This is a genomic window from Methylobacterium gossipiicola (genome assembly GCF_900113485.1).
GTDB lineage: Bacteria > Pseudomonadota > Alphaproteobacteria > Rhizobiales > Beijerinckiaceae > Methylobacterium > Methylobacterium gossipiicola.
In genome coordinates, this window is record NZ_FOPM01000003.1 from 200,528 (window position 1) to 227,128 (window position 26,601).

The 26,601-nt window shown below is 71.0% G+C and carries 23 protein-coding genes and 1 pseudogene; 12 read left to right on the forward strand and 12 right to left on the reverse strand.

The annotated features are described in order from the left end of the window. Positions 1-338: 338 nt before the first annotated feature. The 3 genes from BM249_RS03965 to BM249_RS03975 form a co-directional block, all read right to left on the reverse strand. Positions 339-704, reverse strand: a complete 366-nt coding sequence (locus BM249_RS03965; protein WP_091969210.1) for a response regulator — start codon at positions 702-704, stop codon at positions 339-341. Between the two features lie 139 nt (positions 705-843). Next, positions 844-1,413: a hypoxanthine phosphoribosyltransferase gene (hpt, locus tag BM249_RS03970; protein ID WP_091969211.1), complete on the reverse strand. Its 570-nt coding sequence runs from the start codon at positions 1,411-1,413 to the stop codon at positions 844-846. 99 nt (positions 1,414-1,512) lie between these two features. After that, positions 1,513-2,304 carry a zinc-ribbon domain-containing protein gene (locus BM249_RS03975; protein ID WP_091969213.1) on the reverse strand — a complete coding sequence of 264 codons (792 nt, stop codon included), beginning with the start codon at positions 2,302-2,304 and terminating at the stop codon, positions 1,513-1,515. A gap of 189 nt (positions 2,305-2,493) precedes the next feature. Here BM249_RS03975 and ftsE point away from each other — a divergent pair, with 189 nt between their 5' ends. The 3 genes from ftsE to BM249_RS03990 all read left to right on the forward strand — a co-directional run bounded on the left by ftsE (position 2,494) and on the right by BM249_RS03990 (position 5,065). Beyond that, on the forward strand, positions 2,494-3,189 hold the full coding sequence (gene ftsE, locus BM249_RS03980; RefSeq protein WP_091969355.1) for a cell division ATP-binding protein FtsE: 696 nt from the start codon (positions 2,494-2,496) through the stop codon (positions 3,187-3,189). Continuing rightward, positions 3,186-4,154 (forward strand): cell division protein FtsX, encoded by a 969-nt coding sequence (locus tag BM249_RS03985; protein ID WP_091969214.1) that lies wholly within the window; start codon positions 3,186-3,188, stop codon positions 4,152-4,154. The genes ftsE and BM249_RS03985 overlap by 4 nt, the downstream gene beginning before the upstream one ends. Before the next feature lie 149 nt (positions 4,155-4,303). Next, positions 4,304-5,065, forward strand: a complete 762-nt coding sequence (locus tag BM249_RS03990; RefSeq protein ID WP_091969215.1) for a YdcF family protein — start codon at positions 4,304-4,306, stop codon at positions 5,063-5,065. A 105-nt stretch (positions 5,066-5,170) separates the two neighbouring features. Here BM249_RS03990 and BM249_RS03995 read toward each other — a convergent pair whose 3' ends face one another. From BM249_RS03995 to hpf, 3 genes are all read right to left on the reverse strand, one after another. Then, entirely contained in the window at positions 5,171-5,506 is a 336-nt protein-coding gene (locus BM249_RS03995; protein WP_091969357.1) for a hypothetical protein, read from the reverse strand. A gap of 5 nt (positions 5,507-5,511) precedes the next feature. After that, the gene (gene ptsN, locus BM249_RS04000; RefSeq protein ID WP_091969216.1) at positions 5,512-5,979 is read right to left on the reverse strand and encodes a PTS IIA-like nitrogen regulatory protein PtsN; all 468 of its coding nucleotides are present in this window, start codon (positions 5,977-5,979) and stop codon (positions 5,512-5,514) included. A gap of 114 nt (positions 5,980-6,093) precedes the next feature. After that, the gene (gene hpf / locus BM249_RS04005) at positions 6,094-6,714 is read right to left on the reverse strand and encodes a ribosome hibernation-promoting factor, HPF/YfiA family (protein ID WP_091969217.1); all 621 of its coding nucleotides are present in this window, start codon (positions 6,712-6,714) and stop codon (positions 6,094-6,096) included. A gap of 324 nt (positions 6,715-7,038) precedes the next feature. Here hpf and BM249_RS04010 point away from each other — a divergent pair, with 324 nt between their 5' ends. The 4 genes from BM249_RS04010 (at position 7,039) to BM249_RS04025 (ending at position 9,861) form a co-directional block, all read left to right on the forward strand. Next, on the forward strand, positions 7,039-7,809 hold the full coding sequence (locus BM249_RS04010) for a lysophospholipid acyltransferase family protein (RefSeq protein ID WP_091969218.1): 771 nt from the start codon (positions 7,039-7,041) through the stop codon (positions 7,807-7,809). 114 nt (positions 7,810-7,923) lie between these two features. Beyond that, positions 7,924-8,304 carry a hypothetical protein gene (locus BM249_RS04015; protein ID WP_091969219.1) on the forward strand — a complete coding sequence of 127 codons (381 nt, stop codon included), beginning with the start codon at positions 7,924-7,926 and terminating at the stop codon, positions 8,302-8,304. 159 nt (positions 8,305-8,463) lie between these two features. Further along, complete coding sequence (locus BM249_RS04020) at positions 8,464-9,558, forward strand: DUF2125 domain-containing protein (protein WP_091969220.1); 1,095 nt, start codon at positions 8,464-8,466, stop codon at positions 9,556-9,558. Positions 9,559-9,705: 147 nt separating this feature from the next. Beyond that, positions 9,706-9,861, forward strand: coding sequence for a DUF3309 domain-containing protein (locus BM249_RS04025; protein ID WP_091969221.1), 156 nt, complete (start codon positions 9,706-9,708; stop codon positions 9,859-9,861). A gap of 4 nt (positions 9,862-9,865) precedes the next feature. Here the strand turns inward: BM249_RS04025 and BM249_RS04030 are convergent, their stop codons facing one another. Beyond that, positions 9,866-11,236 carry a serine protease gene (locus BM249_RS04030; RefSeq protein ID WP_091969222.1) on the reverse strand — a complete coding sequence of 457 codons (1,371 nt, stop codon included), beginning with the start codon at positions 11,234-11,236 and terminating at the stop codon, positions 9,866-9,868. 182 nt (positions 11,237-11,418) lie between these two features. Here BM249_RS04030 and BM249_RS04035 point away from each other — a divergent pair, with 182 nt between their 5' ends. Both BM249_RS04035 and pbpC read left to right on the forward strand, forming a co-directional pair. After that, positions 11,419-16,680: an alpha-2-macroglobulin family protein gene (locus BM249_RS04035; RefSeq protein WP_244528586.1), complete on the forward strand. Its 5,262-nt coding sequence runs from the start codon at positions 11,419-11,421 to the stop codon at positions 16,678-16,680. Between the two features lie 181 nt (positions 16,681-16,861). Further along, positions 16,862-18,937, forward strand: a complete 2,076-nt coding sequence (pbpC, locus tag BM249_RS04040; protein WP_091969225.1) for a penicillin-binding protein 1C — start codon at positions 16,862-16,864, stop codon at positions 18,935-18,937. 54 nt (positions 18,938-18,991) lie between these two features. On the opposite strand, the pseudogene BM249_RS22165 reads toward pbpC, so the two are convergent. The 3 genes and pseudogenes from BM249_RS22165 to BM249_RS04055 form a co-directional block, all read right to left on the reverse strand. Then, positions 18,992-20,104 (reverse strand): annotated as a pseudogene (locus BM249_RS22165) (GGDEF domain-containing protein); the annotation flags it as partial. A gap of 374 nt (positions 20,105-20,478) precedes the next feature. Beyond that, on the reverse strand, positions 20,479-21,597 hold the full coding sequence (aroB, locus tag BM249_RS04050) for a 3-dehydroquinate synthase (protein ID WP_091969226.1): 1,119 nt from the start codon (positions 21,595-21,597) through the stop codon (positions 20,479-20,481). Beyond that, a complete protein-coding gene (locus BM249_RS04055) occupies positions 21,594-22,226 on the reverse strand; it encodes a shikimate kinase (protein ID WP_091969229.1) in 633 nt (210 codons plus the stop codon). Before BM249_RS04055 ends, aroB begins: the two co-directional genes overlap by 4 nt. A gap of 291 nt (positions 22,227-22,517) precedes the next feature. On the opposite strand from BM249_RS04055, the gene BM249_RS04060 reads away from it, so the two are divergent. Together BM249_RS04060 and BM249_RS04065 are read left to right on the forward strand one after the other, a co-directional pair. Further along, on the forward strand, positions 22,518-22,670 hold the full coding sequence (locus BM249_RS04060; protein WP_091969231.1) for a histidine kinase: 153 nt from the start codon (positions 22,518-22,520) through the stop codon (positions 22,668-22,670). A gap of 29 nt (positions 22,671-22,699) precedes the next feature. Beyond that, positions 22,700-23,641: a site-specific tyrosine recombinase XerD gene (locus tag BM249_RS04065; RefSeq protein WP_280142643.1), complete on the forward strand. Its 942-nt coding sequence runs from the start codon at positions 22,700-22,702 to the stop codon at positions 23,639-23,641. Between the two features lie 3 nt (positions 23,642-23,644). On the opposite strand, the gene BM249_RS04070 is transcribed toward BM249_RS04065, so the two are convergent. Both BM249_RS04070 and BM249_RS04075 read right to left on the reverse strand, forming a co-directional pair. Next, a complete protein-coding gene (locus tag BM249_RS04070) occupies positions 23,645-24,823 on the reverse strand; it encodes an AI-2E family transporter (RefSeq protein ID WP_244528577.1) in 1,179 nt (392 codons plus the stop codon). A gap of 76 nt (positions 24,824-24,899) precedes the next feature. Beyond that, positions 24,900-25,367, reverse strand: coding sequence for a molybdenum cofactor biosynthesis protein MoaE (locus BM249_RS04075; RefSeq protein ID WP_091969233.1), 468 nt, complete (start codon positions 25,365-25,367; stop codon positions 24,900-24,902). Positions 25,368-25,567: 200 nt separating this feature from the next. On the opposite strand from BM249_RS04075, the gene BM249_RS04080 reads away from it, so the two are divergent. Beyond that, positions 25,568-26,587, forward strand: a complete 1,020-nt coding sequence (locus BM249_RS04080; RefSeq protein ID WP_091969234.1) for a gamma carbonic anhydrase family protein — start codon at positions 25,568-25,570, stop codon at positions 26,585-26,587. Positions 26,588-26,601 lie beyond the last annotated feature (14 nt).

Consider the following 26,601-nt stretch of genomic DNA (forward strand, 5'->3'; position numbering starts at 1 on the left):
GCATAATTTTGCAGGAAGCGGACCAAGTCGAGTCGATTAAATTCCGTTCTTGGAACAATGACTTGAAGATTCCTCCAATTTGTTGCGGTGCGGTATTCCGCGCGCAGTGCGGAATCCCTGTCCGGAAATCCGGACCGGCCTGCGACGTCCGCATGGGGCTTTCGTTCGGACGACGGGCGTCGTCCCTCGGATGATGGGATGGCCGCACGGTCGGACGAACGCGCGCGGCGGCCGGGCTCGACCCCGCAGGCGTGGGGCAGCGGCTCGGGATACAGGCGAGGCTTGGTGGGCTCGGGCCGCCGAGGCTTGGTGGGCTCGGGCCGCGAGGCCTGGTCGGCTCAGGCCGCGAGGGCGCGGTTCACCGTGGAGCGCAGATCGGCCAACGAGAAGGGCTTCGTCAGGACATCGGTGACGATGGCGTCAAGGCCCCGCGCCCGTTCCCGCTGGTCGGCGAAGCCCGTCATCAGCAGGATCGTGAGATCGGGAAAGTCCCGCTTGGCCGCGAGCGCCAGGGCGATCCCGTCCATCAGCGGCATGCGAATGTCGGTGAGCATCAGATCGAAGGCGCCGTCGGCTTCAATGAGACGGTCGAGCCCATCGCTCCCGTCCGTGGCCGTGACCACGGCGTGGCCGTCGATCTCCAGGCCCCGCTTGAGGAAGCCCCGGACCGTCTCTTCGTCATCCACGAGAAGGATGCGCGCCATTGCTGCCCGGGTTCTCTCAAAAGTTTAGGGATTTCAGTGACGCAAGCGTAAGGCCGCCCTGTCAAGGGCGATCGCGCCACAGGTGGGGTCGGACGGTCGCTTTCTCGCGCCGCCCCGGTCGTTTTCCGCCGCGCGCGACTCAGGTTCCGCCGAACAGGTCCGGTTCGGGGCTGTCGTAATCGACGAGGCCGACGAACGGCAACTGCCGGAAGGCGTGCGCCACATCCATGCCGTAGCCGACCACGAACACGTCCGGGCAGGTGAAGCCGACGAAATCGGCGTCGATGGTGACGGCGCGCTTGCCCGGCTTCTCGAGGAGCACGGCGGTCAGCACCCGCTTGGCCCCCCGGGCCATGAGCAAGTCCTTGGCGAACACGATGGTGCGACCGGATTCGAGGATGTCGTCGATGAGCAGGACGTCGCGCCCGCGCACCTCGCTCTCGACGTCGCGCAGGATTTCGACCTGACCCGACGAGACCGTGGCAGTGCGGTAGCTCGACAGGTGGACGAACTCCGCCTGCGGCTCCAGCCCGACCCTGTGCAGGGCCCGCAGCAGGTCGGCGGCGAACATGAAGCTGCCCTTGAGCACCGCCACCACCAGCAGGTTCTGGGGCTTGGCCGCCGCGATGGCGACGGCGAGTTCCTCGGTGCGCCGGGCGATGGCGGCTTCGTCGAAGAGGACGCGCACGCGTCGAGAGGGAATCGTCATGGGCGCTTCATACCACGGCCGGCCGCCGCTGACAGCGGGTTTGGAATGCTGCGGCGTGCGGCGCCCCGGGATCGCCCCGGGGGGCAGGTGGTCCGCTTGTCAGGGCGTGCCCGCATGCGGGGCGAAGCTGACCCGGATCGCGCGTCCCCCGGCGGGCGGCGCCGACAGGCTGGCCCGGAAACGCGCGGTTTCGTGGTGCTCCAGGCGCTGGCGCGGGGCAGCGACGCTCCAGCGGTAGAGCACCTGCTCCTGCGCATCCCGCACCTCGATCTCGATGGGGGGCACCGGCGCGCCGGCCTCGGCCACGCCGACCACGTCGCCTTCGATCACCAATTGCGCGCCTTCGCCCTGGGTCTGGAAGGCCACCACGTCGCGCAGGTCGAGGCCGCGCAGGTTCACGGGCAGGCCCATGCGGGCATAGAGGCCGGCGCTCTGCGGCATCGCCCGCACCACGGTGGTGCGCCCGACGATGGCGAGGCCGAGGCCGACCACCACCGACAGGCCGAGGGCGGCGGCTGGCGAGAACCGGGATCGCCGGGGCGTCTTCACCGGGCGGGCGCGCTTGGGCCGGGGGCTGGACCCGGCCTCTACGGCCTCTACGGCCTCAACGGCGTCGCCCGGAGGTTCGCCCTCGGACACCGGAGGCTCCATCGCCGCCTCCGCCTCGACGCCGGGCTGGGAGTCCGGACGGGCATCCGCCGGCTCGGCGCGCCCCTGGACCGCCTCCATCATCGCGGCCGTCATGTCCGACTCGACGGCGGCGACCACGTCGTCGGGGGAAATGAACCATGTCGTGCGGCAGGCCGCGCAACGCACGGAGCGTCCCTCGGCGCCGACATACTCGGCATCGATGTTATATTCGCTCGCGCAGGACGGGCAGACGATCAGCATGACAAATCGGCGCCCCTGGGTCTCGATCGGCAGTTGCCGGTTCTGTCAAAAAGACTCACACGGTTCTGCGCGAACGCGGTTAATCCTCCGTAAAGCCCAGGGGGCCAAACGACGCGGTGTTCGAGAATGGGCCGAACGCCGAGGGCCGCGTTCATGACCGATGGGGGGAGCGTGACGGATCGGGTGAACATGGGAAGCCTGCTGTCCGGCGCCGAGGAGCCGGTGGTCCAGTTCGAGAATGTCGGGATGCGCTACGGCCTCGGCCCGGAGGTGCTCAGCGACGTGAGCTTCCAGATCGCGCCGCGCTCGTTCCAGTTCCTCACGGGGCCGTCGGGGGCGGGCAAGACCACGCTCCTGCGCCTCATCCTCCTGTCGGTCCGCCCGACGCGGGGCCTCGTCTCTGTGTTCGGCGAGGAGGTGAGCGACATTTCCAGCGAGGCCCTGACGGGTCTGCGCCGCCGCATGGGTGTGGTGTTCCAGGATTTTCGCCTCCTCGATCACCTCACCACCTACGAGAACGTGGCGCTTCCCCTGCGGGTCCAGGGCCGGGCCGAAACGAGCTATCGGGCCGAAGTCGTCGAATTGCTGCGCTGGGTCGGCCTCGGCGAGCGCATGCACGTCCTGCCCCCCCTCCTGTCGGGTGGCGAGAAGCAGCGCGCGGCCATCGCCCGCGCCCTCATCGCCCGGCCCGAACTGCTGCTGGCCGACGAGCCCACGGGCAACGTCGATCCGGGTCTCGGTCGCCGCCTCCTGCGCCTGTTCATCGAACTCAACCGCCTCGGCACCTCGGTGCTCATCGCCACCCACGATTTCGCCTTGATGGACCTCGTCGACGCCCGCCGCCTCGTCCTCGGCGGGGGCCGCCTCGCCGTGGAGCACCCATGACCGTGACGTCCACGAGCCGTCCCACCCCGCCGCCTCCGGCCGCCGCGCCGCAGGAGGCTCTGCCGACGACCCTGCGGCGCAACGCCCCCCTGGTGCCGACGGATTCCGCCGCGAGCCGGGCCCTCGCCGCCGTCATCGCCATCCTGACCTTCCTCGCCGCCCTGTGCGCCGGGGCGGCCGAAATCGTGGCTTCGAGCGCCGATCAATGGCAGGGGACGGTGGCCCAGGAAGTCACGATCCAGATCCGTCCGAATCCCGGACGCGACCTCGACGCCGACGTGGCGAAGGCGGAGGCCCTGGCCAAGGCCACGCCCGGCATCGCCGCGACCCGGGTGTTCTCCAAGGCCGAGGCCGAGCGCCTGCTGGAACCCTGGCTCGGCAGCGGCCTCGACCTGTCCGATCTCCCGGTCCCGCGTCTCGTCACCCTGCGTCTTGCCGATGCCGGCCCGCCGGACCTGAAGCCCCTGCGCGCCGCCCTGGGGGAGGCACTGCCCGGGGTCGCGAGCCTCGACGACCACGCCCTGTGGCTGCGGCGGCTCTCGACCATGGCCAACGCCTTCGTGGGCGTCGGGGTCGGTCTCGTCGCCCTCGTGCTCGTGGCCACGGGCCTCGCCGTGGTGTTCGCGACGCGGGGCGCCATGGCGGGCAACCGCGAGGTGGTGGAGGTGCTGCACTTCGTCGGGGCCGACGACGATTTCATCGCCCGCGCCTTCCAGCGCCGGTTCTTCCGCCTCGGGCTGCGCGGCGGCGTCATCGGGTCCGCGGCGGCCCTGGCGGCCTTCGCCCTGGCGGGCTTCGTCGCGCGTGCCTGGCAGTCGGGGCCGGCCGGCGAGGAGATCGAGGCCCTGTTCGGCGCCTTCCATATCGGCTGGCGGGGCTATGCCAGCGTGCTCCTCATCGGGGTGATCGCCTCGGTGGTCACCGGCATCGTCTCCCGCCTCACCGTGCGGCGCTTCCTCGCCTGACTCGAGGCGCGCTCGCGGGATCGCGTTAACCCTCTGTGAACCTTTCCGGGAGGAGATACTTGTCCGGGGGGCGGATACCTGCCTCGCCGAAGCCCCAATGTGGGTTCTTTTTGCGGAGAATGACGACGCGGATGTCAGGCAGCCACACCATGAGGCCCTCCCAGGCTTTCGGCTGGGCCTGGACGGATGCCCCCTCCCGGATGGTGCCGGCCCTGCGTGCCTCGGCGCGTGTCTCCCGCCGCACCGTCGGGGCGGCCCTCACGGTCGCGGGCCTCGGCGGCGCGATGCTGTTCGGAGGCTTTCTCGCCTTCGTCGCCTGTGTCGAGCGCGACGAGCGCCCCCTCGACGGGCAGGCCGACGGTATCGTGGCCCTCACGGGCGGCGCCCAGCGTATCGGCGACGCCATCGATCTCCTGGCCAGCGGCTATGGCAAGCGCCTGCTCATCACGGGGGTCAACGAGCGCACCAGCCGGGACGAAATCGCCCGCCTCAATCCGAGCCAGCGCCATTGGATCGAGTGCTGCGTCGATCTCGACTACCGGGCACGCAACACCATCGGCAACGCCATCGAGACCCGGCGCTGGATGCGGGTCCATCGCTTCAGCACCGTCGCGGTGGTGACCTCGAATTACCACATGCCCCGCACCCTGGTGGAACTCGACCATGCCCTGCCGGGTATCGAGCGCGTCGTGCCCTATCCGGTGGTGACCGAGGGCTTCGATGCCGGCCGTTGGTGGCAGCATCCCGCCTCCGCCCGCCTTCTCGTCTCCGAGTACCTGAAGTTTCTGGTGGCCTGGGTCCGGACTCGCTTCGAGGAAGACCCCGAACGCTCCCGCGCCGCGATCCTCATGGGACGCGGCAAGCCGACCAAGGTGGTGATCGAGCCCCGGCTGATGCGCGCCCGGCCCTGAGGGCGCCGCCCTCAGTGTCACCTTCGACGGGAGGAGGCCTGCCGCCTCAAGCGCCGCGCCGGACGTCCTGATCCGGCGAGCGCCTTGGAGCGAGCGGATGCCGGGTCAGAGACCTTTGCAGCGGGTCTTGATGAGCCCGGAAAATTCCTTCTCGGAGCCCACCACCTGGGCCAGCCGCTCGCTGCGTTCGGCCCCCGACAGGCAGCGGCCGTAGACGCCGGCCACCCGGCGCATGGTCTCGACGTGGCGGCGCCAGATCCGGCAGAGTTCCGCGTCGTCGCTCCCGGTCTGTTCGAGCTGGTCGATGGCCTGGCGCTGCATCGAACTCGCCACGAGGACATCGCGGGCGCAGGCCGTATCTGTGGGATTAGCCAGGGCCGGTCCGCCCAGGGTGAGGCAGCCGAGGACGAAGGCCGCCTGGAATCGCGAAACCATCGGCATCGTCGTCACGCCGCCTGGGATGCCGAGGTGTGGGTCAGCAGGGCGTAGAGGGCGCTGGCGTCGCGGGCGGCGCGGATGCGTTCGAGGATGCCCGGCTCGCGCAGGAGCCGCGCGACCTGGGCCAGGGCCTTGAGGTGATCGGCCCCGGCGCCCTCGGGGGCGAGGAGCAGGAAGGCGATATCCACGGGCTGGCCGTCCAGGGAATCGAAATCCACCGGCCGTTCCAGGCGGGCGACGAGGCCGAACAGCCGGTCGAGGCCCGGCAGCTTGCCGTGGGGAATCGCCACGCCGTCGCCGATGCCCGTGGAGCCGAGGCGCTCGCGCTGAAGCAGGGTTTCGAACACCTCGCGCTCGTCGAGGGCCGGCAGGTGCCGCACGGCGTGGGCGCTCAGTTCCTGGAGGATCTGCTTCTTGGCGCGGGCGCGCAGGAAGGGCACCACGGAATCCGGATTGAGGAATTCCAGCACTGGCATGAAGGCCCGCCGTCTCTTCGGCGGTGACCGGGGCGATCACCGCGGAGTAAAAGGTCAGGCCGCATGGCCCAAAGGATCAATCGCCGGATGCGGAGGTCCGTTCCGGTCGGGCGCTCAGGCGTCGGTACCCGCCGGATCGACCCAACCGATCGCTCCGTCACTCCGGCGGTATACGACGTTGATGCGTCCGGTGCCAGCATGAACGAACACGATTACGGGGGCTCCCGTCAGATCGAGGGCCGTTACCGCCTCGCTCACCGAATGGCGCTTGAGGGTCTTGGTGCTCTCGGCGACCACGGGCGGATGGGCGGTGCCGTCCTCGGACTCATCCCCGTCGAAATCGTCCTCGTCCGTTTCGTCGGCGTCGCTCGGCGCCGCGAACACCGCGTAGGCCGCCTGCACGGTGGCGCCCTCGTGGGCGGCGGCGCCATGATCCTTGAGGCGGTGCTTGTAGCGGCGCAGGCGCTTCTCGAGCCGGTCTGCAGTCTGCTCGAAGCTCGCATGGGCGTCGTGGGCGGCCCCCGAGGCTTCCAGGGTCAGGCCCGAAACGAGGTGAAGCACGCAATCCGTCCGGTAGGACGTCCCGTCCCGGCGGAGGGTGACGTGGCCGGAGCAGGTGTCGTTCATATGGCTGTCGAGGTATTTCGAAAGGGTCGCCGCCATCCGCTCTTCGACCCTGCCCCGCAGGGCTTCGCCGAGGTCCAGGCCATGGCCCGTGACGCGTAATGACCCCATGTTCCCTCCGGTTTGTTGCCGTTGCGGATCGAATTAAGGAGCCTGTGAGCGAGAAGTCAACGAAGTCCGTGGCCACGCCCACGCTTGGCCGGAGCGGCTTTCCTCGCAAGCGGTTCCCGTCCGGCCCGGAACGTTTTCCCGACGCGGGATGGTCCGCGTCGTGCGAAAACCCCCTAGGAATGGCCGGCGAAACGCGCGATTCCGGGTGGTTTTCGCTCCGGGGGCGATGGCGCGGCGGGCGTTTTGTGAGAGACACTGAGGCCGGCGTCGGCCGCGTCCGGCGCGGGTGTCTCCGGCCCTCACGTTCCGGGTTTTTGAGTTTCGATGGTCATCTTGCGCTCCGTCGCCTTCAGCCTCGCCTTCTATCTGGCCACCACGCTCATCGCGGTGTTCGGGCTGCCGGCCCTCGTGTCGCGCCGGGCGGTCATTCGCCTCGCCCAGGGGTGGGCGAACGTCGTTCTGTGGCTGCTCCGCGTCGTCGGCGGCGTCACCGTCGAGTTCCGTGGCCTGTCGAACATTCCGAAGGGGCCGATCCTCGTCGCGGCCAAGCACCAGTCCGCCCTCGAGACCCTGGCCCTCGTCACGGTGTTTCCGGACTTCGCCTACATCCTGAAGCGCGAACTCCTGTGGATTCCCCTCATCGGCTGGTTCCTGTCGCGCTCCGGCATGGTGGCCATCGACCGGTCGAAGGGCACGCGCGCCATGGCGGCGATGAACGAGGCCGCCCGCGACGTGATCCGCGATGGGCGCCAGCTCATCATCTTTCCCGAGGGCACGCGCCGGCCGCCGGGCGCTCCCCCGGCCTACAAGCTCGGCATCACGCACCTCTATGCCACCCTCGGCGTCCCCTGCCTGCCGGTGGCCCTCGACACCGGCCTGTACTGGCCGCGTCGCAGCCTCCTGCGCCGGCCCGGCACCACGGTGATCGAGTTCCTGGCTCCGATCCCGCCCGGTCTCGACCGGGCACGGTTCCTTGACACCGTTCAATCCCGCATCGAGGGGGCTTCGGACGCCCTGCTCGCCGCCGGACGCGCCGATCTCGCGGCGCGCGGCCATGCCGTCCCCGTCCCCCTGCGAGACGCGCCCATGCCCTGAGCCGGGGGAGGCGTTAACCATTCGTTAAGTTTTTTGGGAACAAAAAGCGAACGACGGGACCCGTTCCGGTCCGCCCCAGCGGATATCCGCCGAGCCTCGAGCAGGAGACGACCGATGCGCGAAGAACGTCTCAGAACGACCGCCGGCCTGCGGGGAACGCCCGCCCTGGTGTTGAGCGCGTGGCGTGGTCGGTCGGGCCGCCGCTACATCGTGGGGATCCACGCCCTCGCCGAGCTGGAGCTCGACGATATGGAAGATGCGGTGATCCTGGCCGTGCGCCGTGACGCGACGGGATATGGCGAACTGATCTGCGTCACCTCCGCCGGAGGCGTCCCGCGCGAGCGCCTCACCCGCACCTGGATGGCCCATGCCCGGCAGCGGGGAGCCAACGAACTGCATGTTCATCGTCTGGCCGAAACCGAGGTCGAGCGCCGGGCCGTCGTGGCCGATCTCGAGGTCAGGGCCGATCGCGACCTGCGAGCCATGGCTGCCTGACGGGTTCGGCGCGGACCGGTCGAGACTGGTCCGCGGCCATGCTTTCGCCGCCAAGGTCTTGATAGGCCATGATCCGGACAGGCCATGATTCAGAGTCATGGCGCAGGGAAGCCGCAGCCCGGTACGGCTCGCCTTCCTTATGATGATGGCGGGGACGCGATGACAGCGACGACAACACCGGCCGCGCGGCGCGCACCCTCACGCAAGGGCCTGTTCGTCCCCTTCATCCTGCTCGCCACCCTGGTGGTCCTGTGGTCCGCCGCCTGGTTCTGGGTGCGCGACAGGGCGGCCCGCGAGATGGATGCCTGGCTCGCGGCCGAGGCGGCGGCGGGGCGGACCTGGACCTGCGCCGACCGGTCGATCACCGGCTATCCGTTCCGCATCGAATTGCGCTGCGCGTCCCTTGCCTTCGCCCGCGCCGACAGCCGCTTCACCCTCGGGCCGATCACCGCTGTGGTGCAGGTCTACCAGCCGCGCCAGGGCATCCTGGAGGCGAGCGGACCGTTCCATGTGGAGCAGGGCGATCTCACGGGCGACGTGACCTGGGGCTCCCTGAACGCGAGCTTCCACGGGGCGTCCGAAGGGTTCGTGCGGGCCTCCCTGGTGGTCGATGCCCTGAAGGGCACCGTGCGCGGCGGCGGGCAGCCCGATATCGCCTTCGAAGCGCCACACCTCGAGGCCCACGGCCGCCCGACCCCCGGCCGCTTCGCCTCCGACGGGGCCGTCGACCTCAGCCTGCGTGTCGCCAAAGCCCGGATTCCCCTCATCGATCCCTTCGTCGGCAACACCGATCCGACGGACATCGACCTCGATGCCACGGTGAACCGGGCCACCACCCTGCGGACGGGCGCGGTGGCGCGGGAACTCGACGCCTGGCGCCGCGCCGGCGGCAGCCTCGACATCGCCCTGCTGTCGCTCGCCAAGGGCAATCGCCGGGTGCAGGCGCACGGCAGCCTCGACATTGATTCGGCCCATCGCCCCCAGGGACAGATCGACCTGCGCGCCGCGGGCGTCGAAGCCATCGTCGGCCAGATCATGGGGCAGCGATTCGGCGCCGAGAAGGGGGCGCTCATCGGCAATCTCGTGGGTCAGTTCCTGGGTGGCGGGCGCCGCGCCCGCGCCGAGGCCGAGCCGGATGCGCCGCCGCGCGGGGATCCCGCCCTCAAGGCGCTGCCGCCCCTTCGCCTGACGGATGGGCGCCTGATGCTCGGCCCGTTCCCGATCCCGAACGTCGACCTTCCGCCGCTCTACTGAGCGGCGGACCCGTTCGGCGGCGGGAAAGTCGTGAAATCGGTGAATTCGGCGATGTCTCGTGTCCATCCCGTTGAACGGAATCCGTCGAGCGGCGTTTGAACGGTCAAGCTCACGCCACTGCGATTGAGCGCGCCGGAGTTCCGTTCCATGACCTTGACCACCATCCTCCTCATCATCCTCATCCTCGCGGTCCTCGGCGGCGGCAACTTTCTCGGTGGCGGTGCTTACCGTGGTCCGAGCTTCGGCCTCGGCGGTATTCTGATCATCATCTTGATCGTGCTGCTGGTCACCGGCCGGCTCTGATCCGTCACGGTTGGCAGGTTATCCCGACGATGCCGCCTGCCAGCCGCCCCGCCGTGGCACCCGCCGCGGCGGGTGTCGTCACCCCGGCCGCCGCGAGGAACGCCCCGATCTGCCGGGCCGGCACCGTGCCGTAACGGGCCGGGGGCACCACACCCGCGACCATGCGCGGCGCATGGGGATAGGCGGCGACGAGCCCCGCCAGGAGACCGGCCTCGTCGACGATCGGCGCCCCGCCCGCCCCGGGCTGAAGCGGCGCCGTGATCCGGCCATCGGCCGCGAGGAGGCCGGGAGCAGCCGTTACGGACGCTCCGCCACCCGCGCTGAGCACCAAACCCTCGACGGGAGCCGCCCCCTCCGGGCGCAGGGCCGGTGACGCCCCGGTCTTTCCCACTTCCCCAGCGTCGAGGAGGATCAGGGCGGCGTCGCGCGCCGCGATCCGGGCGGGCCGGCCGTCGATGCGCGGGGAAGCGCAGTCGCCGAGGGCGGCGGCACTCGTGAGCACCCGGCCCGGCGCTACGGCCAGCCCCGTCGCCGTGGGGGCGGCTTGCGGAGCCGCCGATGGGGGCGCGGGCGGCGAAACGGGCGCGGCGCGCGCGACCGGCACCGTTGGCGCCGCCTCAGGGAACGGCACGAAGCTGTTGGCAATGGCGATGACGAGGCGGTCGAAGCTGTCGGCGAGGCCCTTGTCGTAGCCGAGCGTCAGGCCGCGCAGGCCCGCCGCGCCGGCCGCGTAGCGGATGTAGGATTTGCCCGTGGCGGTCTCGGCGGTGACGACGAGGAAGTCCGGCCGCTGCAGTTTGTAGGTCACGCGCCGCTCGGGCGTCGGTGCGGTGAGGCGGGCGAACACGGCCTCCAAACTCGACTCCCCAGGGGGGAGCGACTTCGTCTCCACGGTGATCCGCCCGTCCGGGCTCTGCCAGCGGGTTCCTCCGGGAATCGGACTGCGTTTCGGCAGCAGACGCTCGGGCAGGCCGAGCACCGTGCCGCTCGCCGGATCGGGCTTCACGACGAAGCCCGCTTGGGCTCGTGCCGCCGCCCCGGCTTTGGCGAGGGCCACGCGGGCGGGCGCGTCGAGGAGCCCGCTGCCGCCGCTTCGGACCCGGTAGGCGGTCAGCGCGTCGTAGGTGCGTTTGCCGAAGGTGCCGGTGACGACGGAATTGAGGTCGCCCGTCCAGACAAGGGCGTCCTGCAGGGTCCGCCGTTCGGCCTCCGAAAGCGCCTCGAACGCCGCCTTGGCCGCCTCGAAGGCCGGATCGGGCGCGGCGGCTTTCGCGGCCGGCGCGGCGGGTTTGGGGGCCTGGGCCAGGGCCGCCATGGGGCAGAGCCCGAGGACGATGCCCCCCGTCAACCAGCCGGCTCGCACCCGTCGCGCCATGTGATCCGTGCCTCCCGAGCGAGACTGAGAGCTTGGCAGAGGGACTTCGCGAATTCCAGGGGGCGATCCCGCATTGCGGGTGGGAGCCGAAATGCTACGGTCCCGGACCGCGACACGCCGTGGGCGGCGTCGCGTCGAGGGAGTGGGCGATGGCTGGATCGACGGGGTACCGGCGCACGGCGATGATCGCGGCCGGCGCGATTTTCCTGAACGGCCTCCTTGGCATGCCCGTATGGGCTCAGGCCCCCGCCGGACCGACGGCGAGAACGCCCCTCAAGGCGGCGTCGCAAAAAACCTTCCAGCGCGAAACCCTCGCCAGCGACGGCGTGCGCCTGGAAGCCACCCTCAAGACCCAGGCCGGGCCGCCCCGCCCGGCCGCGCGGGCTCGGGCGGAGGGGGCCTCCCTGATGGAGGCCGAAAAGCCGACCGAGGCCCTGAAGCCCCTCGGCGCCGCCGTGGCGTCCGAGCCGGGAAACCCGGCGAACTGGCTCGCCTATGCCCGTGCGGCGAGCGCCGCCGGCAATGCCGAGAGTGGCAATTACGCCGGCCGGATGCTCCTGCGCCGGGACGCCCGCGCCGCCGCCTATGTGGGCTACCTGCGGGCGACCACCGCCGCCGGGGAGGCCGAGGCCCTGGCGACCCTCGGCGAAGTCTATGCCACCGAATCCGAATGGCGCCCGTCCCTGGAGGCCTATCGGGCGAGCCTCGCCCTCGCCGATGTGCCCGAGGTGCGCGAGACCTATGAGGGTTATCGCGCCGAGCACGGGTTCCGCATCCTCGACTACAAGGTCGATTCCGATGCGGCCGCACCCCGCGTCTGCTTCCAGTTCTCGGAAGGGCTGGCCGCCAAGACCGATTTCACACCCTTCGTCGCCGTATCGGGCGCAGCCAACGCCGCCGTCACCGGCAGCGGCCAGCAGATCTGCGTCGACGGCCTGCGCCACGGCGAGCGCTACGCCTTCGTGTTGCGCCAGGGCATCCCGTCCTCCGCCGGCGAGACCCTGCTGAAATCGGGAGACTACGAGGTCTACATCCGCGACCGCTCCCCCCAGGTGCGCTTCACCGGCCGCAACTACGTCCTGCCGCGCACGGGGCAGGCCGGTGTGCCCCTGGTGTCGGTCAATGCGCCCAAGCTCGATGTCGAGGTCCTGCGCATCGGCGATCGCGGCCTGCTTCCATCCCTGCGCTCGGAAGATTTCCTGTCGCAGCTCAGTGGCGTCACGGCGAGGACCATCGCCGAGCAGAAGGGCCAGCGGGTCTGGAAAGGCGTGCTCGATACGGCCAAAGCCGACCTGAACGCCGAGGCCGTCACCGCTTTCCCGGTGCTCCAGGCGGTCGGCAAGCTCGAACCCGGTCTCTACGTCATGCTGGCCCAACCCTCCGGCGTCGCCGCGACGGTGGACGAGGAGGGCGGCTACGAGGCGCAGGCGACTCAGTGGTTCGTGGTCTCGGATCTCGGGCTCACGGTGTTCAAGGGCCGCGACGGCGTCCACGTCTTCGCCCGCTCCCTCGCCTCGGCCGCCGTGGTGGCGGGCGCGGAGGTCCGGCTGGTGGCCCGCAACAACGAGGTCCTGGCCACGGCGCGCACCGACGCGCAGGGCCACGTCGCCTTCGCGCCCGGCCTCGCGCGGGGGGAGGGGGGCATCGCCCCCGGCCTCGTGGTGGCGCAGGTGGGCGACGATTACGGCTTCCTCGACCTCAACCAATCCGCCTTCGACCTCACGGATCGGGGCGTGACGGGACGGCCCCAACCCGGCGCCGTCGAGGCCTACCTGTTCCCCGAGCGCGGGGTCTACCGCTCGGGTGAGACCGTGAATCTCACGGCCCTCCTGCGCGACGCCACCGGGGTGGCGGTGCCCGATCTGCCCCTGACCCTGGTGCTCAAGCGCCCGGACGGCGTCGAGGCGCGGCGCGTCGCCGTGGCGGATGCGGGCCTCGGCGGCCGGTCCCTCGCCGTGCCCCTTCTTCCGGGCGCCCAGCCTGGGACTTGGCGGGTCTCGGCCTATACCGACCCCAAGGCTCCGGCCATCGGCGAGGCCAGCTTCCTCGTCGAGGATTACGTGCCCGAGCGCCTGGACGTGGCCCTGTCGAGCCCCGCCCCGAACCTCACCCGGGGGGCGCCCGCCACCCTCGACGTCGCCGCGCGCTACCTCTACGGCGCGCCCGGCGCCGGCCTCGACATGTCCGGCACCGTGCTGGTGCAACAGGCGGCGGGCAGCGGCATCAAGGGGTTGGAGGGCTTCTCCGTCGGCCTGGACGACGAGCGGGTGGAGGCCGTTTCCCAGGAGATCGAGGCCCGCGCCACCACGGATGCGCAAGGGCGCGCCCGCCTCACCGTGCCGGTGCCGGAGGTGGCCGCCCCCCGCCCGACGGAGGCCCGCATCACGCTCCTGGTCGGCGAGCCGGGCGGACGCGCCCTGTCGCGCAGCCTCACCCTGCCGATCCTGCCCGATGGCCCGGTGCTCGCCCTCCGCAAGACCTTCACGGGCGATCTGCCCGAGGGCGGCACCGCCGGCTTCGAGGTGGTGATGGCGGCCCCCGACGGCCGCCGGCTCTCGCAGGCGGGCGTCACCTGGACCCTGCAGCGGGTCGAGAAGACCTATCAATGGTACCGCGAGGGCGGGCGCTGGTCGTACGAGCCAGTGACAAACACGAAGCGCATCGCCGACGGCAAGCTCGACCTCGCCCCCGATGCGCTCGGCCGGATCCAATCCGTGGTGACCTACGGCACCTATCGCCTGGAGGCGACCGTGCCCGGCCGGCCGCAGGCGACGGCGAGCGTCACCTTCACCGTCGGCTGGGGCGGCGGCGAGACGGCGGACGTGCCCGACCGCCTGGATCTACGCCTCGACAAGCCGGCCTACGCCGCCGGGGAAACCCTGCGGGCGCGCCTCCAACCGCGCTTTGCCGGTCAAGCGACCCTGGCGGTGGTGAGCGACCGCGTCCACGCCGTCCTTACGGTGGCGGTGCCGAGCGGCGGCACCACCGTCGACATTCCGGTCAAGGCCGAATGGGGGGCGGGCGCCTACCTCGTCGCCACCGCCTACCGACCCCTGGATCAGGCGGCCAAGCGCCTGCCGGGCCGGGCGCTGGGGGTGGCATGGTTCGCCGTCGATCCAGCCAGCCAGGGGCTCGCCGTCACGGTGGCGGCCCCCGCCAAGGTGCGTCCCCGCGAAACCCTGACCCTGCCGATCCAACTCGCCGGCCTCGCCCCCGGCGAGGCGGCCCGCGTCAGCGTGGCCCTGGTGGATGTCGGCATCCTCAACCTGACCCGCTACGAGGCGCCCGATCCGTTCCGGCACTTCTTCGGGCAGAAGGCCCTCGGGCCGGAGATCCGCGACCTCTACGGATACCTCATCGACGGGATGCAGGGGACACTCGGGGCCATCCGCTCGGGTGGTGACGGCGGGGCCGCCGAACTCGCCGACGCGCCCCCGACCCAGGCGCCGCTGGCCCTCTATTCCGGCCCCGTCACCGTGGGACCGGATGGCCGGACCAGCGTCAGCTTTCCGCTGCCGGCCTTCAATGGCACCGGCCGGGTGATGGTCACGGCCTGGAGCCGCGCCAAGGTGGGGTCGGCCCAGGCCGACGTGATCATCCGCGATCCCGTCATCCTCACCGGCACCCTGCCGCGCTTCCTCAATGTCGGCGACCGTTCGCGCTTCCACATCGCCCTCGACAACGTCGAGGGACCCGCCGGGGACTATGCCGTCGATCTGAAGCCGACGGGCTCCGTGGTGGTGGGGGCGGAGGCCCTGCACAAGACCCTGCGGCTGGAGGCGGGCGGCAAGGGCGCCTTCGTGATTCCCATCACGGCCGCCGGCCCGGGAGCGACGCGCCTCGACGTGACCCTCTCTGGCCCCGGCCTGCCGGCCGGTGTCGGCCAGAGCTTCACCCTGCCCATCGGGGCCGGGACGGGGCCGCTCGCCCGCCGCACGGTGCAGCCGCTCCAGCCCGGCGCCACCATGACGGTGACGGACGAAGTGCTCGCCGACATCCTGCCCGGCACCGGGGCCGTGTCCGTCTCGGCCTCGACCTTCGCGGGCATCGACGTGCCGGCCCTGCTCCAGGCCCTCGAACGCTATCCCTATACCTGCTCCGAGCAGACCGTGAGCCGGGCGATGCCGCTCCTGGCGCTGAGCCGGGCGGCGCCGCAAGGCCGGATGGGCGTTGAGGACACCGTGGACATCCGCATCCGCGAGGCCATCGACCGGGTGCTCTCGCGCCAGAACTCGTCGGGCGAGTTCGGCCTGTGGTCCGTGGGTGGGCAGAACGACGTCTGGCTCAACGCCTACGTCACCGACTTCCTCACCCGGGCCCGCGAGCGCGGCTTCGCCGTGCCGCCCACCGCCTTCACCAATGCCCTCGACAGCCTGCGCAACGCGGTGGCCAATGCCAGCGAGGTGCGGGACGGCGGCATGGACATCGCCTATGCGGCCTATGTGTTGGCCCGAAACGGCCGCCCGGTGATGGGGGATCTGCGTTACCTCGCCGACACCAAGCTCGACGCCTTCGCCACCCCCCTGGGGCGCGGCCAGATCGCGGCGGCCCTCGCGCTCCTCGGTGATCGGGGCCGTGCCGCCAAGGCCTTCGCCTCCGCCGTCTCGGCCTTGCGGAGTCCAGGCCCCGCCGACCGGGCGGATTACGGCTCGCGCCTGCGCGATGGCGCCGGCCTCCTGACCCTCGCGGCCGAGACCGGCCTCGCCCGCGACGCGGTCCAGCCCCTCGCGACTCTCATCGCCGAGGAACGCGGGGACGGGCGCACGACGAGCACGCAGGAGAACGCCTGGATGGTGATGGCAGCGCAAGGACTCGCCAAGGACGCGGAGGCCCAGCGCTTCACCCTCGACGGCAAGCCGGAATCGGGTGCCCTGGCGCGGCTCTACCGGGGCGACGCCCTGGCTGAGAAGCCCGTCGCCCTTACCAATGCCGGCACGGCGACGGCGCAGGTGGTGGTGAGCGTGATCGGCAACCCCATCGCCCCCGAACCCGCCGAATCGCGCGGCTACGGCATCGAGCGGACCTATCACCGCCTCGACGGATCACCCGTCGATCTCGCGCAGGGGCTGCAGCAGAACGACCGCCTCGTCGTCGTCCTCAAGGTCACGGAAGCCAAGGCGAGCCCGGGGCGTCTCCTCCTCGTCGACCGGCTGCCGGCGGGGCTGGAGATCGACAACCCGAAACTCCTTGACGCCGACGCCCTGGCGGGCCTGAGCTTCGCCAAGTCCGACGTCGCGCCCGTCTACACCGCCTTCCGGGACGACCGCTTCGTCGCCGCCTACGAGCGGACGGCCGAACAATCGGCGTTCTTCCGCGTCGCCTACACCGTGCGGGCCGTCTCCCCCGGCACCTACATCCACCCGGCCGCCACCATCGAGGACATGTATCGGCCGGAGCGGTTTGGGCGCACGGGGTTCGGGTCGCTGGTGGTGAGCGCGAAGTAGGGCGATGAGGGGTGAGGCGTCGACCTCAGGTTCCCCCGCGTCCCGGCACGTTCGCTCGGACGCGGCGGCACGCGAGGGCACCGTTGTGGAGGTTGGGGCGGGTTCCCACACCTCACCCCAACCCTCTCCTTCCAGGAAAGGGAGACCGTCGCGGTTCGGGCAACGGACGCGGATCGCCGCCATGGGGCTGGTCGCCCTGCTCCTGACGACTTGCGGCGGCGCATCCCTCGCCCTCTGGCGCTTCATTGCGACCCTTCCGCCCCTCGATCTCACGCAGGCGCAGCTCCGCTCCACCGTGGTCCTCGACCGCGACGGCGGGCTCCTGCGTCCGTTCGCGACGGGGGACGGGCGCTGGCGTCTGCCGCTCCGCGCAGCGGAGGTCGATCCCCGCTTCCTCGCCATGCTGACGGCCTACGAGGACCGGCGCTTCGCCACCCATCCTGGGGTCGATCCGGCCGCCATCCTGCGTGCCGCCGGGCAATGGCTGCGCCACGGCCGCATCGTCTCGGGCGGCTCCACCCTGTCGATGCAGGTGGCCCGCCTTGTCGAGCCCCGCGCCGCGCGGTCCCTCGACGCCAAGCTGCGCCAGATGGTGCGGGCCGTCGAACTCGAGCGCCGCTTCGGCAAGGCCGGACTGCTCGACCTCTACCTCGCGCTCGCGCCCTATGGCGGCCCGGTGGAGGGCCTGCGCGCGGCGAGCCGCGCCTATCTCGGGCGCGATCCGGCGCGTCTCTCCTTCGCCGAGGCCGCTCTCCTCGTCGCCCTGCCGCAGGCCCCGGAGGCCCGCCGGCCCGACCGCTTCCCCCTGGCCGCCCGGCGCGCCCGCGACCGGGTGCTCGACCGCGTCGCCGCGCGGGGCGTCATCACCCCGGCCGAGGCGCGGGCGGCCAAGGCCGAGCCCGTGCCGCAGGGACGAAAACTCTTCCCCATGCTGGCCGCGCACGCGGCGGAGGCGGCGGTCGCGGCCGATCCAGCGTCGCGCAGCATCCGCCTCACCCTCGACGGACGCCTGCAGGCGAGCCTCGAAGCCCTCGCTACCGAACGCGCCGCCGCCCTCGGCCCCGGCCTTTCCATCGCCATCCTGGCCCTCGACAACCGCACGGGCGCGGTGCTCGCGCAGGTCGGGAGCCCCGGCCACGGCGACACGAGTCGTCGTGGCGCCATCGACATGACGGGGGCCGTCCGCTCGCCGGGCTCGGCCCTGAAGCCATTCATCTACGCCCTGGCCTTCGAGCAGGGGATCGCCCATCCGGAGACCCAACTCGACGACCGGCCCGTGCGCTTTCCCGGCGGCTACGCCCCCGAGAATTTCGACCTCGGCTACCAGGGCACCGTGACGGCGCGGCGCGCGCTTCAGCTGTCCCTCAACGTGCCGGCGGTGGAACTGCTCCAGGCCGTCGGCGCCGCCCGGTTCATCGCCCGCCTGCGTGAGGCCGGCGCCCGTATCGAACTCCCGCGCGACACCGCGCCGGGCCTGCCCGTGGCGCTCGGCGGCCTCGGCATCACCCTGACCGACCTCGCGCGGCTGTTCTCGGGCCTGGCGCGTGGCGGATCGGTGCCGCCCCTCGTGCGCCGGCCGGATAGGCCGCCCGTCGAGGGGAGCGAACGCCGCATCGCCGAGCCGGTCGCGGCCTGGTATGTCGCCGACACGTTGCGTGGCGCGCCGCCGCCCGAGAACGCCCTGGCGGGTCGGATCGCCTACAAGACCGGGACCTCCTACGGCTACCGCGATGCCTGGGCGGTGGGATTCGACCGGCGCGTCACCTTCGCGGTCTGGGTCGGGCGCCCCGACGGCAATGCCGTGCCGGGCCTCGTCGGCCGGGTGATGGCCGCTCCGATCCTGTTCGATGCCTTCGCGCGGTTCGGCGGCGAGCCCGAGGCCGTGCCGCGCCCGCCCGATGCCCTTGTCACCACCACCGCCGGCCTGCCGCCACCGCTCCGGCACATCCGCCGCGATGGTCCGAAAACGGTCGCGACGAGCCTCACCGCGACGCTCAGGATCGCCTACCCGCCCGACGGCGCCCGGATCGACCTCGGCCTCACGGAAACCGGCCTAGCGGGCGGTGCGCCTGACGCGGCTCTTGCCCTGAAGGCGATCGGTGGCGTGCCCCCCCTGACTTGGATGATCGATGGCTCGCCCGTCGTGGCCGGGGTCCGGCGCGAATCCGTGTGGAGCCCCGAGGGGGCCGGCTTCGCCCGAATCTCGGTGATGGATGCCGCCGGGGCGTCCGATTCCGTTACGGTCCGCATCGAGTAGGGGCCGGTCCGGACGCAGCGTCGGCGGCTCCGCGGGGCCGCATTCCACGCGGTTCCGGCCGTTGCGCTTGGCGGCATACAGGGCCGCGTCCGCCACCCGCATGAGCGCGTCGAGACTGTGGCCGCATGCCCGTGTCGTGGTCAGACCGACGCTGACGCTGATGCGCATGTCCGGCGCGCCCGGGATCGCGAGGTTCGCGACGGCCCTGCGGATCATGTCGGCCCGCGCCGTGGCATCCGCGACGTCCGTGAACAGGCAGGCGAACTCCTCCCCACCCATGCGGCCGAAGATCGTTCCCGGCGGCATCAGGGCACCGGCGGTCTGGCAGAAGGCCACGAGGGCGCCATCGCCGGCGGCATGGCCGCAGGAATCGTTGATGCGCTTGAAATGATCGAGATCGAACAGCAGCAGCGCCGCGTTCGGGGGGCGCCGGTTCAGGAGTACCTCAGCCTGGGCCACGAAGGCGCCGCGGTTGGCGATTCCCGTGAGCGAATCCGTGGTGGCGGCGAGGCGTTGGAGGTGCTCGGCGCGCTCCTTGGTCAGGGCCATCAGGACGAAGGCGAGGGCCAGGGTCAACACCATCCCGAAGCAGGCCATGATGGCGAAGGCCGGCGTCGGAAGGAGGGCGACCTTCTCGAGGGTCGAGCGCTCCACGACGGCCATGGGAATCCGCGCGCTGTACATGGCTCCGTACACCACGAACAGGATCGTGGCCGGATAGCGCGAGACCAGGGGTTCGCCGCGCCCCCGCCAGATCAGGGCCGCCGTGGCGAAGCAGAAGCCGCCCGCCAAGCTCGAAGCCAGCACGATGCGGGCGGCCATGGAGTCGTAGAACTCCGGCACGAGGCACGCGGTGCACCACAGGATGACGCAGGCCACGACCGTCCAAGGGCGCAGGCTGCGGCTTTCGAAGGCGCGGGTGCCCATCCAGATGAGGCCGTAGGCGCCGATGACCAGGGCGTTGGCGACTCCGATGGAGAGGGCGTCCGCGATCACGCCGCGTAGGGACAGGAGTGCCGAGCCGACGCCGCCGATGAGATGCGCGACGCCCCAGATCGCCAGGGCCCGCATCTGCCGGGCCTGACTCCACGACAGCAGGAACAGGCTTCCGACCATGAAGGTCAGAATCACCGTCACCACCAGCAAAGTCGGTGCATCGAGCCGCATGGATCTATTCCGGGCCGCGGGGGGGCCGATCCTCCACCCCTGCGCGGTCGGCCCGATCCGCACAGTCGAGGTCGAGGTTTAGAGGGGCACCAGGAAGCAAAAGCTTAAACCCAGACGTCGTTCGCTGGCGGGGTGATGCAGGACTCGCAAGATCCTGTCCAAGACCGACGGTCCGCAACCAAGGCCCCGTCCGCGACGGCCGCGCATCGCGGCGCCGGGCGCGGGGCAGGGTCGGCTCCTCCTCTGGGGAAACCCGTCCTGATCTTGGAAAAGGCGGCCCCGATGCAGCGCTATCGCCGAAGATCGGATGTGTGATGCGCGATTTCATGCCGCATCCCATCGATCCCCCTCGGGACGATGGAGATGGGGCGCGCTCAACCGGCGAGCAATTCGTCGGTCAGGAACGCGCGAACCTCCGCGGCATCGATGCCTGGGGCAATGAAGCTCTGGCCGATCCCCCGGGCGAGGATGAAGGTCAGTGCTCCGTCGCGAACCTTCTTGTCCTGCGCCATGGCGTCGAGGAGGGCATCGGCATCGCCGCACCCGCCCGGAACCGCCGCAAGGCTGGTAGGCAGGCCGGCGAGCGCCAAGTGGTTGGCCACGCGCCCCGCGTCCTGCCCCGGACAGAGGCCGAGACGGGCGGAGAACCGGAAGGCGAGGGCGAGGCCGATGGCCACACCCTCGCCGTGAACGAGGCGGTCGGAATCGTAGCCGGTGAGGCGTTCCAGGGCGTGACCGAAGGTGTGGCCGAGGTTGAGCAGGGCGCGCTCGCCGTCCTCCCGCTCGTCCCGCACCACGACGCCGGCCTTGGAGCGACAGCAGATCGCCACGGCCTCGTCACGCTCCGGGCCGCCGGAGAAGATGCCGGCCCAATGGGCCTCGCACCAGTCGAAGAAGGCGGCGTCGCCGATGAGGCCATACTTGGCGACCTCGGCGTAGCCGGCGCGCATCTCGCGCTCCGACAGGGTGTCGAGGGTGGCGGTATCGGCCAGGACGAGGCGCGGCTGATGGAACGCCCCGATGAGGTTCTTGCCGAGGGGCGAATTGATGCCGGTCTTGCCGCCGACGGACGAATCGACCTGAGCGAGGAGCGAAGTCGGCGCCTGGACGAACCGAACGCCGCGCCGCAGGGTGGCGGCGGCGAACCCCGCCAGATCCCCCACGACACCGCCGCCGAGGGCCACGACGATATCGCCGCGCTCGACCTTGTGGGCGAGGAGCCCGTCGCAGACTTCCGCGTACGTCGCGTAGCTCTTCGAGGCTTCGCCCGGCGCCACGGTGACGAGGCCGGAGCGCAGGCCCGCCGCTTCCAGACTCGTCCGCAACCGGTCGGCATACAGGGCCGCGACATTGGAATCGGACACGATCACGGCCGCCCGCGCGCCGAGGGACGCGATACGGACGCCGGCCTCGTCCAGGAGGCCGCGGCCGATGAGGATGCTGTAGGCGCGGCCCTGGTCGAGGGATACGTCCACGGTCAGGCGGTCGGTCACTGGGCTGCGATTCCCTGGGGGTCGAGGCTTAAGGGGACGGGGCCGTTGAGGTGGAGGTCCAGGGCTTCCATCACGTCCTGCACCACGCGGTCGTGGGCGACATCGCGCGACAGCACCACCACGTCGGAGAGGGCGTAGACGGGATGGCGCAACTCCATCAGGCCGCGCAGGGTCTCCTCCGGATCGTCGGTCTGAAGGAGGGGGCGGCCGCCGCGCTTGCGCACCCGGCGCATGAGCACGTCGAGTTCGGCCTTCAGCCACACGGAGACGCCGCGCTCCGCGATCCGCTCCCGCGTGCTCTCGCGCATGAAGGCGCCGCCGCCCGTGGCGAGTACCAGGGGGCCCTCTCGCATGAGCCGGGCGATCACCCGCTCCTCGCCATCGCGAAAGCTCGGCTCACCGTAGATGGCGAAGATGTCCGGGATGGTCAGCTTGGCCGCCGTCTCGATCTCGATGTCGGCATCCCGGAACATCAGGCCGAGGCGAGAGGCCAGGCGGCGGCCGACCGTGCTCTTGCCGGCCCCCATCAGGCCGACGAGCACGATGGAGCGATCGCCCAAGGCTCGGCGCAGGCGCAGTTCGATGGGGTCGCCCGGGGGCGGGGTGCCCTGAGGCTCGGCTTCGGTCATGGCTTCTTCACATCGTTGCGCGGGTCTTAGCGCGTTTTGCAGATCGGGCGAAGCGGCGCCTGCCTCGGGACGCTCAAGAAAACCCGATTGTGCCGGTTCACCGCCCCGGCCGTTGCTTGGGCCGCCCCTGTGGCCGCGAAGTCATTGCCATGGCGTGCCCCGCATGGTGCAAGCGAAGACCCCTTGTTCGTTGCCACCGCACCGCCGCCCCTGACGTGTTCTCCGGTGAAGTGGATGCCGGTTCGTCGCGAGAGAACACGAGTCCCCGTTTCGCGATCGAGGTTCGTCCGCGTGCCGACCCTGTTCCGTTTCCTCGCCACCCTCGCGATTCTGGGCGGGCTCGCCTTCGCGGGGTTGTTCGCCCTGGCGACCCTGGTGGTGCCGACGCCGCGCGAGATGACCGTGACGATTCCCGCCTCCAAGCTTCAACCGCCCGGCCGGTGAGCGCCGAGCCGGTGAGGCCCCCCCTGGTTTTGGCTGACCCTGCCGGGGGGGCTGATGATCTGTCCGGCGATGCGCTGATCCAGGGCTATCTCGACATGCTCGCGGCTGAGCGCGGGGCCGCCGCCAACACCCTCAGCGCCTATCGCCGCGATCTCGCCGATTACCTCGGCGTCCTGACGCAGGCGGGACACGATCCCGTTCGCATCGAGGCTGCTCCCGTGCGGGCCTACATGGCCGATCTTGAGACGCGGGGGCTGTCACCAGCCTCCGCCGCCAGGCGCCTGTCCTGCATTCGGGGCTTCCACAGGTTTCTGTACGCGGAGGGGTTCGCCGAGGGTGATCCGAGCGCACCTGTCGCGGCTCCGCGCAAGGGGCGCACCCTGCCCAAGGTGCTGTCGGTCGCCGAGGTCGACGCCCTGCTGGCCGCTGCCCGGCGACGGGTCGAGGCGGACGGCACGGGGCGGAGCCGACGCATGCTCTGCCTCATCGAACTCCTGTACGCCACGGGCCTGCGCGTCTCCGAACTCATCGCCCTGCCACGCGCGGCGGGCGCGACGCGGGAGCGTTATCTCGTGGTCAAGGGCAAGGGCGGGCGCGAGCGCCTGGTGCCCCTCACCGAGATGGCGCGCGGCGCCATGCGCGATCACCTCGCCCACCTGCCCGCCGACGGGCCGTGGCTGTTTCCCGCCGACAGCGAGAGCGGTCACCTCACGCGGCAAGCCTTCGCCCGCGATCTGAAAGACGTCGCCGCCGCCGCCGGTCTGCGCCCGGACCGGGTGAGCCCCCACGTCCTGCGCCACGCCTTCGCCAGCCACCTGCTGCAGAACGGCGCGGATCTCCGCATCGTGCAGGAACTCCTCGGCCATGCCGACATCGCCACGACGCAGATCTACACCCACGTCCTCGACGAGCGCCTGAAGGGCATGGTGCGCGACCTCCATCCCCTGTCGGATGCCGAAGAGGCGGACTGAGCGTCAGGCTTCGGCTTCCTCCTGCAGAGTGTCCTCGATGTAGAGCTGGGCGAGCAGCACCTTGATCACCGCCATGAGCGGCAGGGCCAGGGCGATACCCCACAGGCCGAACAGGACGCCGAGCACGAGCTGGCCGGCGAAGATGGTGGCGGGCGGGATGTCGAGGGCCCGCTTCTGGATGTACGGCGTCAGGCCGTAGCTCTCGAGGGTCTGCACGGCGAGGTAGACACCCATGGCGCCGAGCACCGCCGTGAGGCCCGACGCCAGGGCCGCGAGCACGATGACGACGCCCGCGATCAGTGGCCCGATGGTCGGGATGAAGGCGAGGAGTCCGGCCTGGATGCCGAGGATCAGCGATCCGCCGATGCCGAGGAAGCTCAGGCCCGCCCAGGTGCAGAGGAAGATCACCGCCATGGTGATGAGCTGGCCGAACAGCCAGTGCCGGAGGGTTTCGCCCATGCCGTCGAGGAGCGCCCTTGCCCGCGCCCGGTGGCGGGGTGGCACGAAGCGGATGGCGCCGTCGCGGTAGGCGCCCGGATCGGCCGCGCAGGACAGGCCGAGGAACACGATGACGAGGACGTTGCCCAGCGCGCTGAACAGGGCGATGACCACGCTGGCCGCCGGACCGAGCACGCTGCCGGCATCCGACAGGATCGACCCCGGGCTCTCCATGGCGTTCGAGGCGAGGCCGGCGAGGCCGCCCGTCTGCTGTTGTTTCGCGTCGGACCCGTCCAGATGCCGCCCCTCCGTCTTCGGCGGGGCCGAGAGCCCCGGAACATCGATCCCGTACTCCTTGAGCCGGTCCCGCACGGTGCCGGCCTGGGAAGCGACCGTCTGCCCGAGTTCGCGGCCCTGCTGCATCACCGTGGCGCCGCCGAAGGCGATCATCGACAGGCTGAGGCCGGCCAGCGCGAGGCTGACGAGGCTGAGGCGCAGGCCGCGCCCGGCGGGCATCACCTTGCCGAGGAGCTGGGTCAATCCATCGAGGAATACCCCGAGCAGGATGCCGGCGAAGACGAGGAACAGGGTCGAGATCGCGCTCCAGGCGAGGGCCAGGAATGCGGTGAAGGCCACGACCGCGATGCCCGAGACGGCGAGGGACCAGCCCTGTGGCTGCGGGCCGGCCTCGCGCGGGGCCGTGGGGGGAACGGGCCTGGTGCCGGATTGGGAAATCGGATGCACTCCTCGAATCGGGACCACCGGGCGCAGGCGCGGTCGGTTTGCACAAGACCAGGCCGGCCCTCATCTGTGGATGCGGTCAGGCCCAACGCGCCGCGGCGGCGTCGTCCGCCTGGGTCGCCTCAACCCAGCCGCCCACCGTTCCATCGGCGAGGTGCTCGCGTTTCCAGAAGGGCGCCTGCGTCTTGAGATAGTCCATGAGGAAGCTCGCCGCCTCGAAGGCCGCGATTCTGTGGGCGGAAGCCGTCACCACGAGGACGATCCCGTCGCCCGAGACCACGAGGCCGTGGCGGTGGATCACCCGAACCCCCTGGAGCGGCCAGCGGGCGCGGGCCGTCTCCACCACCCGGCCGATCTCCGCCTCGGCCATGCCGGGATAATGCTCGAGTTCGAGCCCCGTCAGACGCCCGCCCTCGTCCCGGCACAGGCCCGTGAAGGTCACGATGGCGCCCGCCCGGCCCTGGAGATGACGGGTTAGGGCCGCGAGTTCCTCCGCCACGTCGAAAGGGGCGGCTTGGATGCTGACGTCGGCGGCGGATGGAGTCATGGCGTCTCACTAAAACGGGTGCCGTCGGCGTGTCGATTGCGCTTGAGCCCGGTGCGACGACAGGACATTGCTGAGGCTCCGGCGACGCGGACCCGCGCCGCTCGCCGCGTGTCGCGGCTGTGCATGTCCGCCCGGCCTCGAAGAGCCTATATGCCCCTCGTCCCGGTCCGCGCCACCGGGCCTCGAAGGAGATCGCCCGCGTGACCCCCGACCTCATCCTGCCCCATGACGGCATCCTGCCGGTCTTTTCCGCACGTCCGGTCTGGTGCGGACGCGGCAGTACGGTGATCGGCGCCGCCACTTTGGGGGCCCAGGCTTGGCTTGGGGACGACAGTGTGATCCGCGCCGACGGTCAGGTGGTGACCGTCGGCGACCGCTTCTGGCTCGGACACCGCTCCACCCTTCATATCGCCACCAATTCCTACGCGACCCGCATCGGGGATCGGGTCACGGTGGGCCGCAACGCCGTGGTGCACGCCTGTACGGTGGGCTCCGATGTGGTGATCGAGGACGATGTCATCGTCCTCGACGGGGCCACGGTTGAGGACGGCATCCTGATCGAAGCGGGCAGCACGGTGTTCCCCCGCGCTCACTTGGCGGCGGGCTTCGTCTATGCGGGCAGCCCGGCGAAACCCGTGGCGCCCATTACCCCGGCGGAGATCGCAGAACGGGCCGAGCGCCTGCGCGAAGCCTCGGGCGACCTGCCTAGGCCCCAGGAGGTCGATATCGTCGAGAGGGAGGCAAGCGTCTTCGTGGCCCGCACGGCGCGCCTGCGCGGCCGGGTCGTTCTCGGAGCCGGGGCGACCGTCCTATTCTCCTGCGACCTTCACGCGGAGGCCGGGGCCATCATCGTTGGGGCCGACACCAACATCCAGGACAACACGGTGATCCGGAGCCGGGCCGACGGCGTCGTCATCGGCCGTGACACCACCATCGGCCATAACGTCCAGCTCGCTGACTGCCGGATTGGTGCCCGCAGCCTCATCGGGATCGGCTGTGTCGTCGCTCCTGGGACGGTGGTCGCCGACGACGTCCTGCTGGCCGCTGGGGCCACCACCGAGCCCGGCCAATTGCTGGAGGGGGGGCACCTTTGGGGCGGGCGCCCCGCTCGGGTGCTGGGTCCCCTCGACGAGGCCAAGCGCACGATGATGGCCCGCGTCGTCGAGGGGTATCGCGAGCACGGGCGTGCCTATCGCCTGGCGCAGGAGGCGGTGTCGTAGGGAATCGTCTGCAG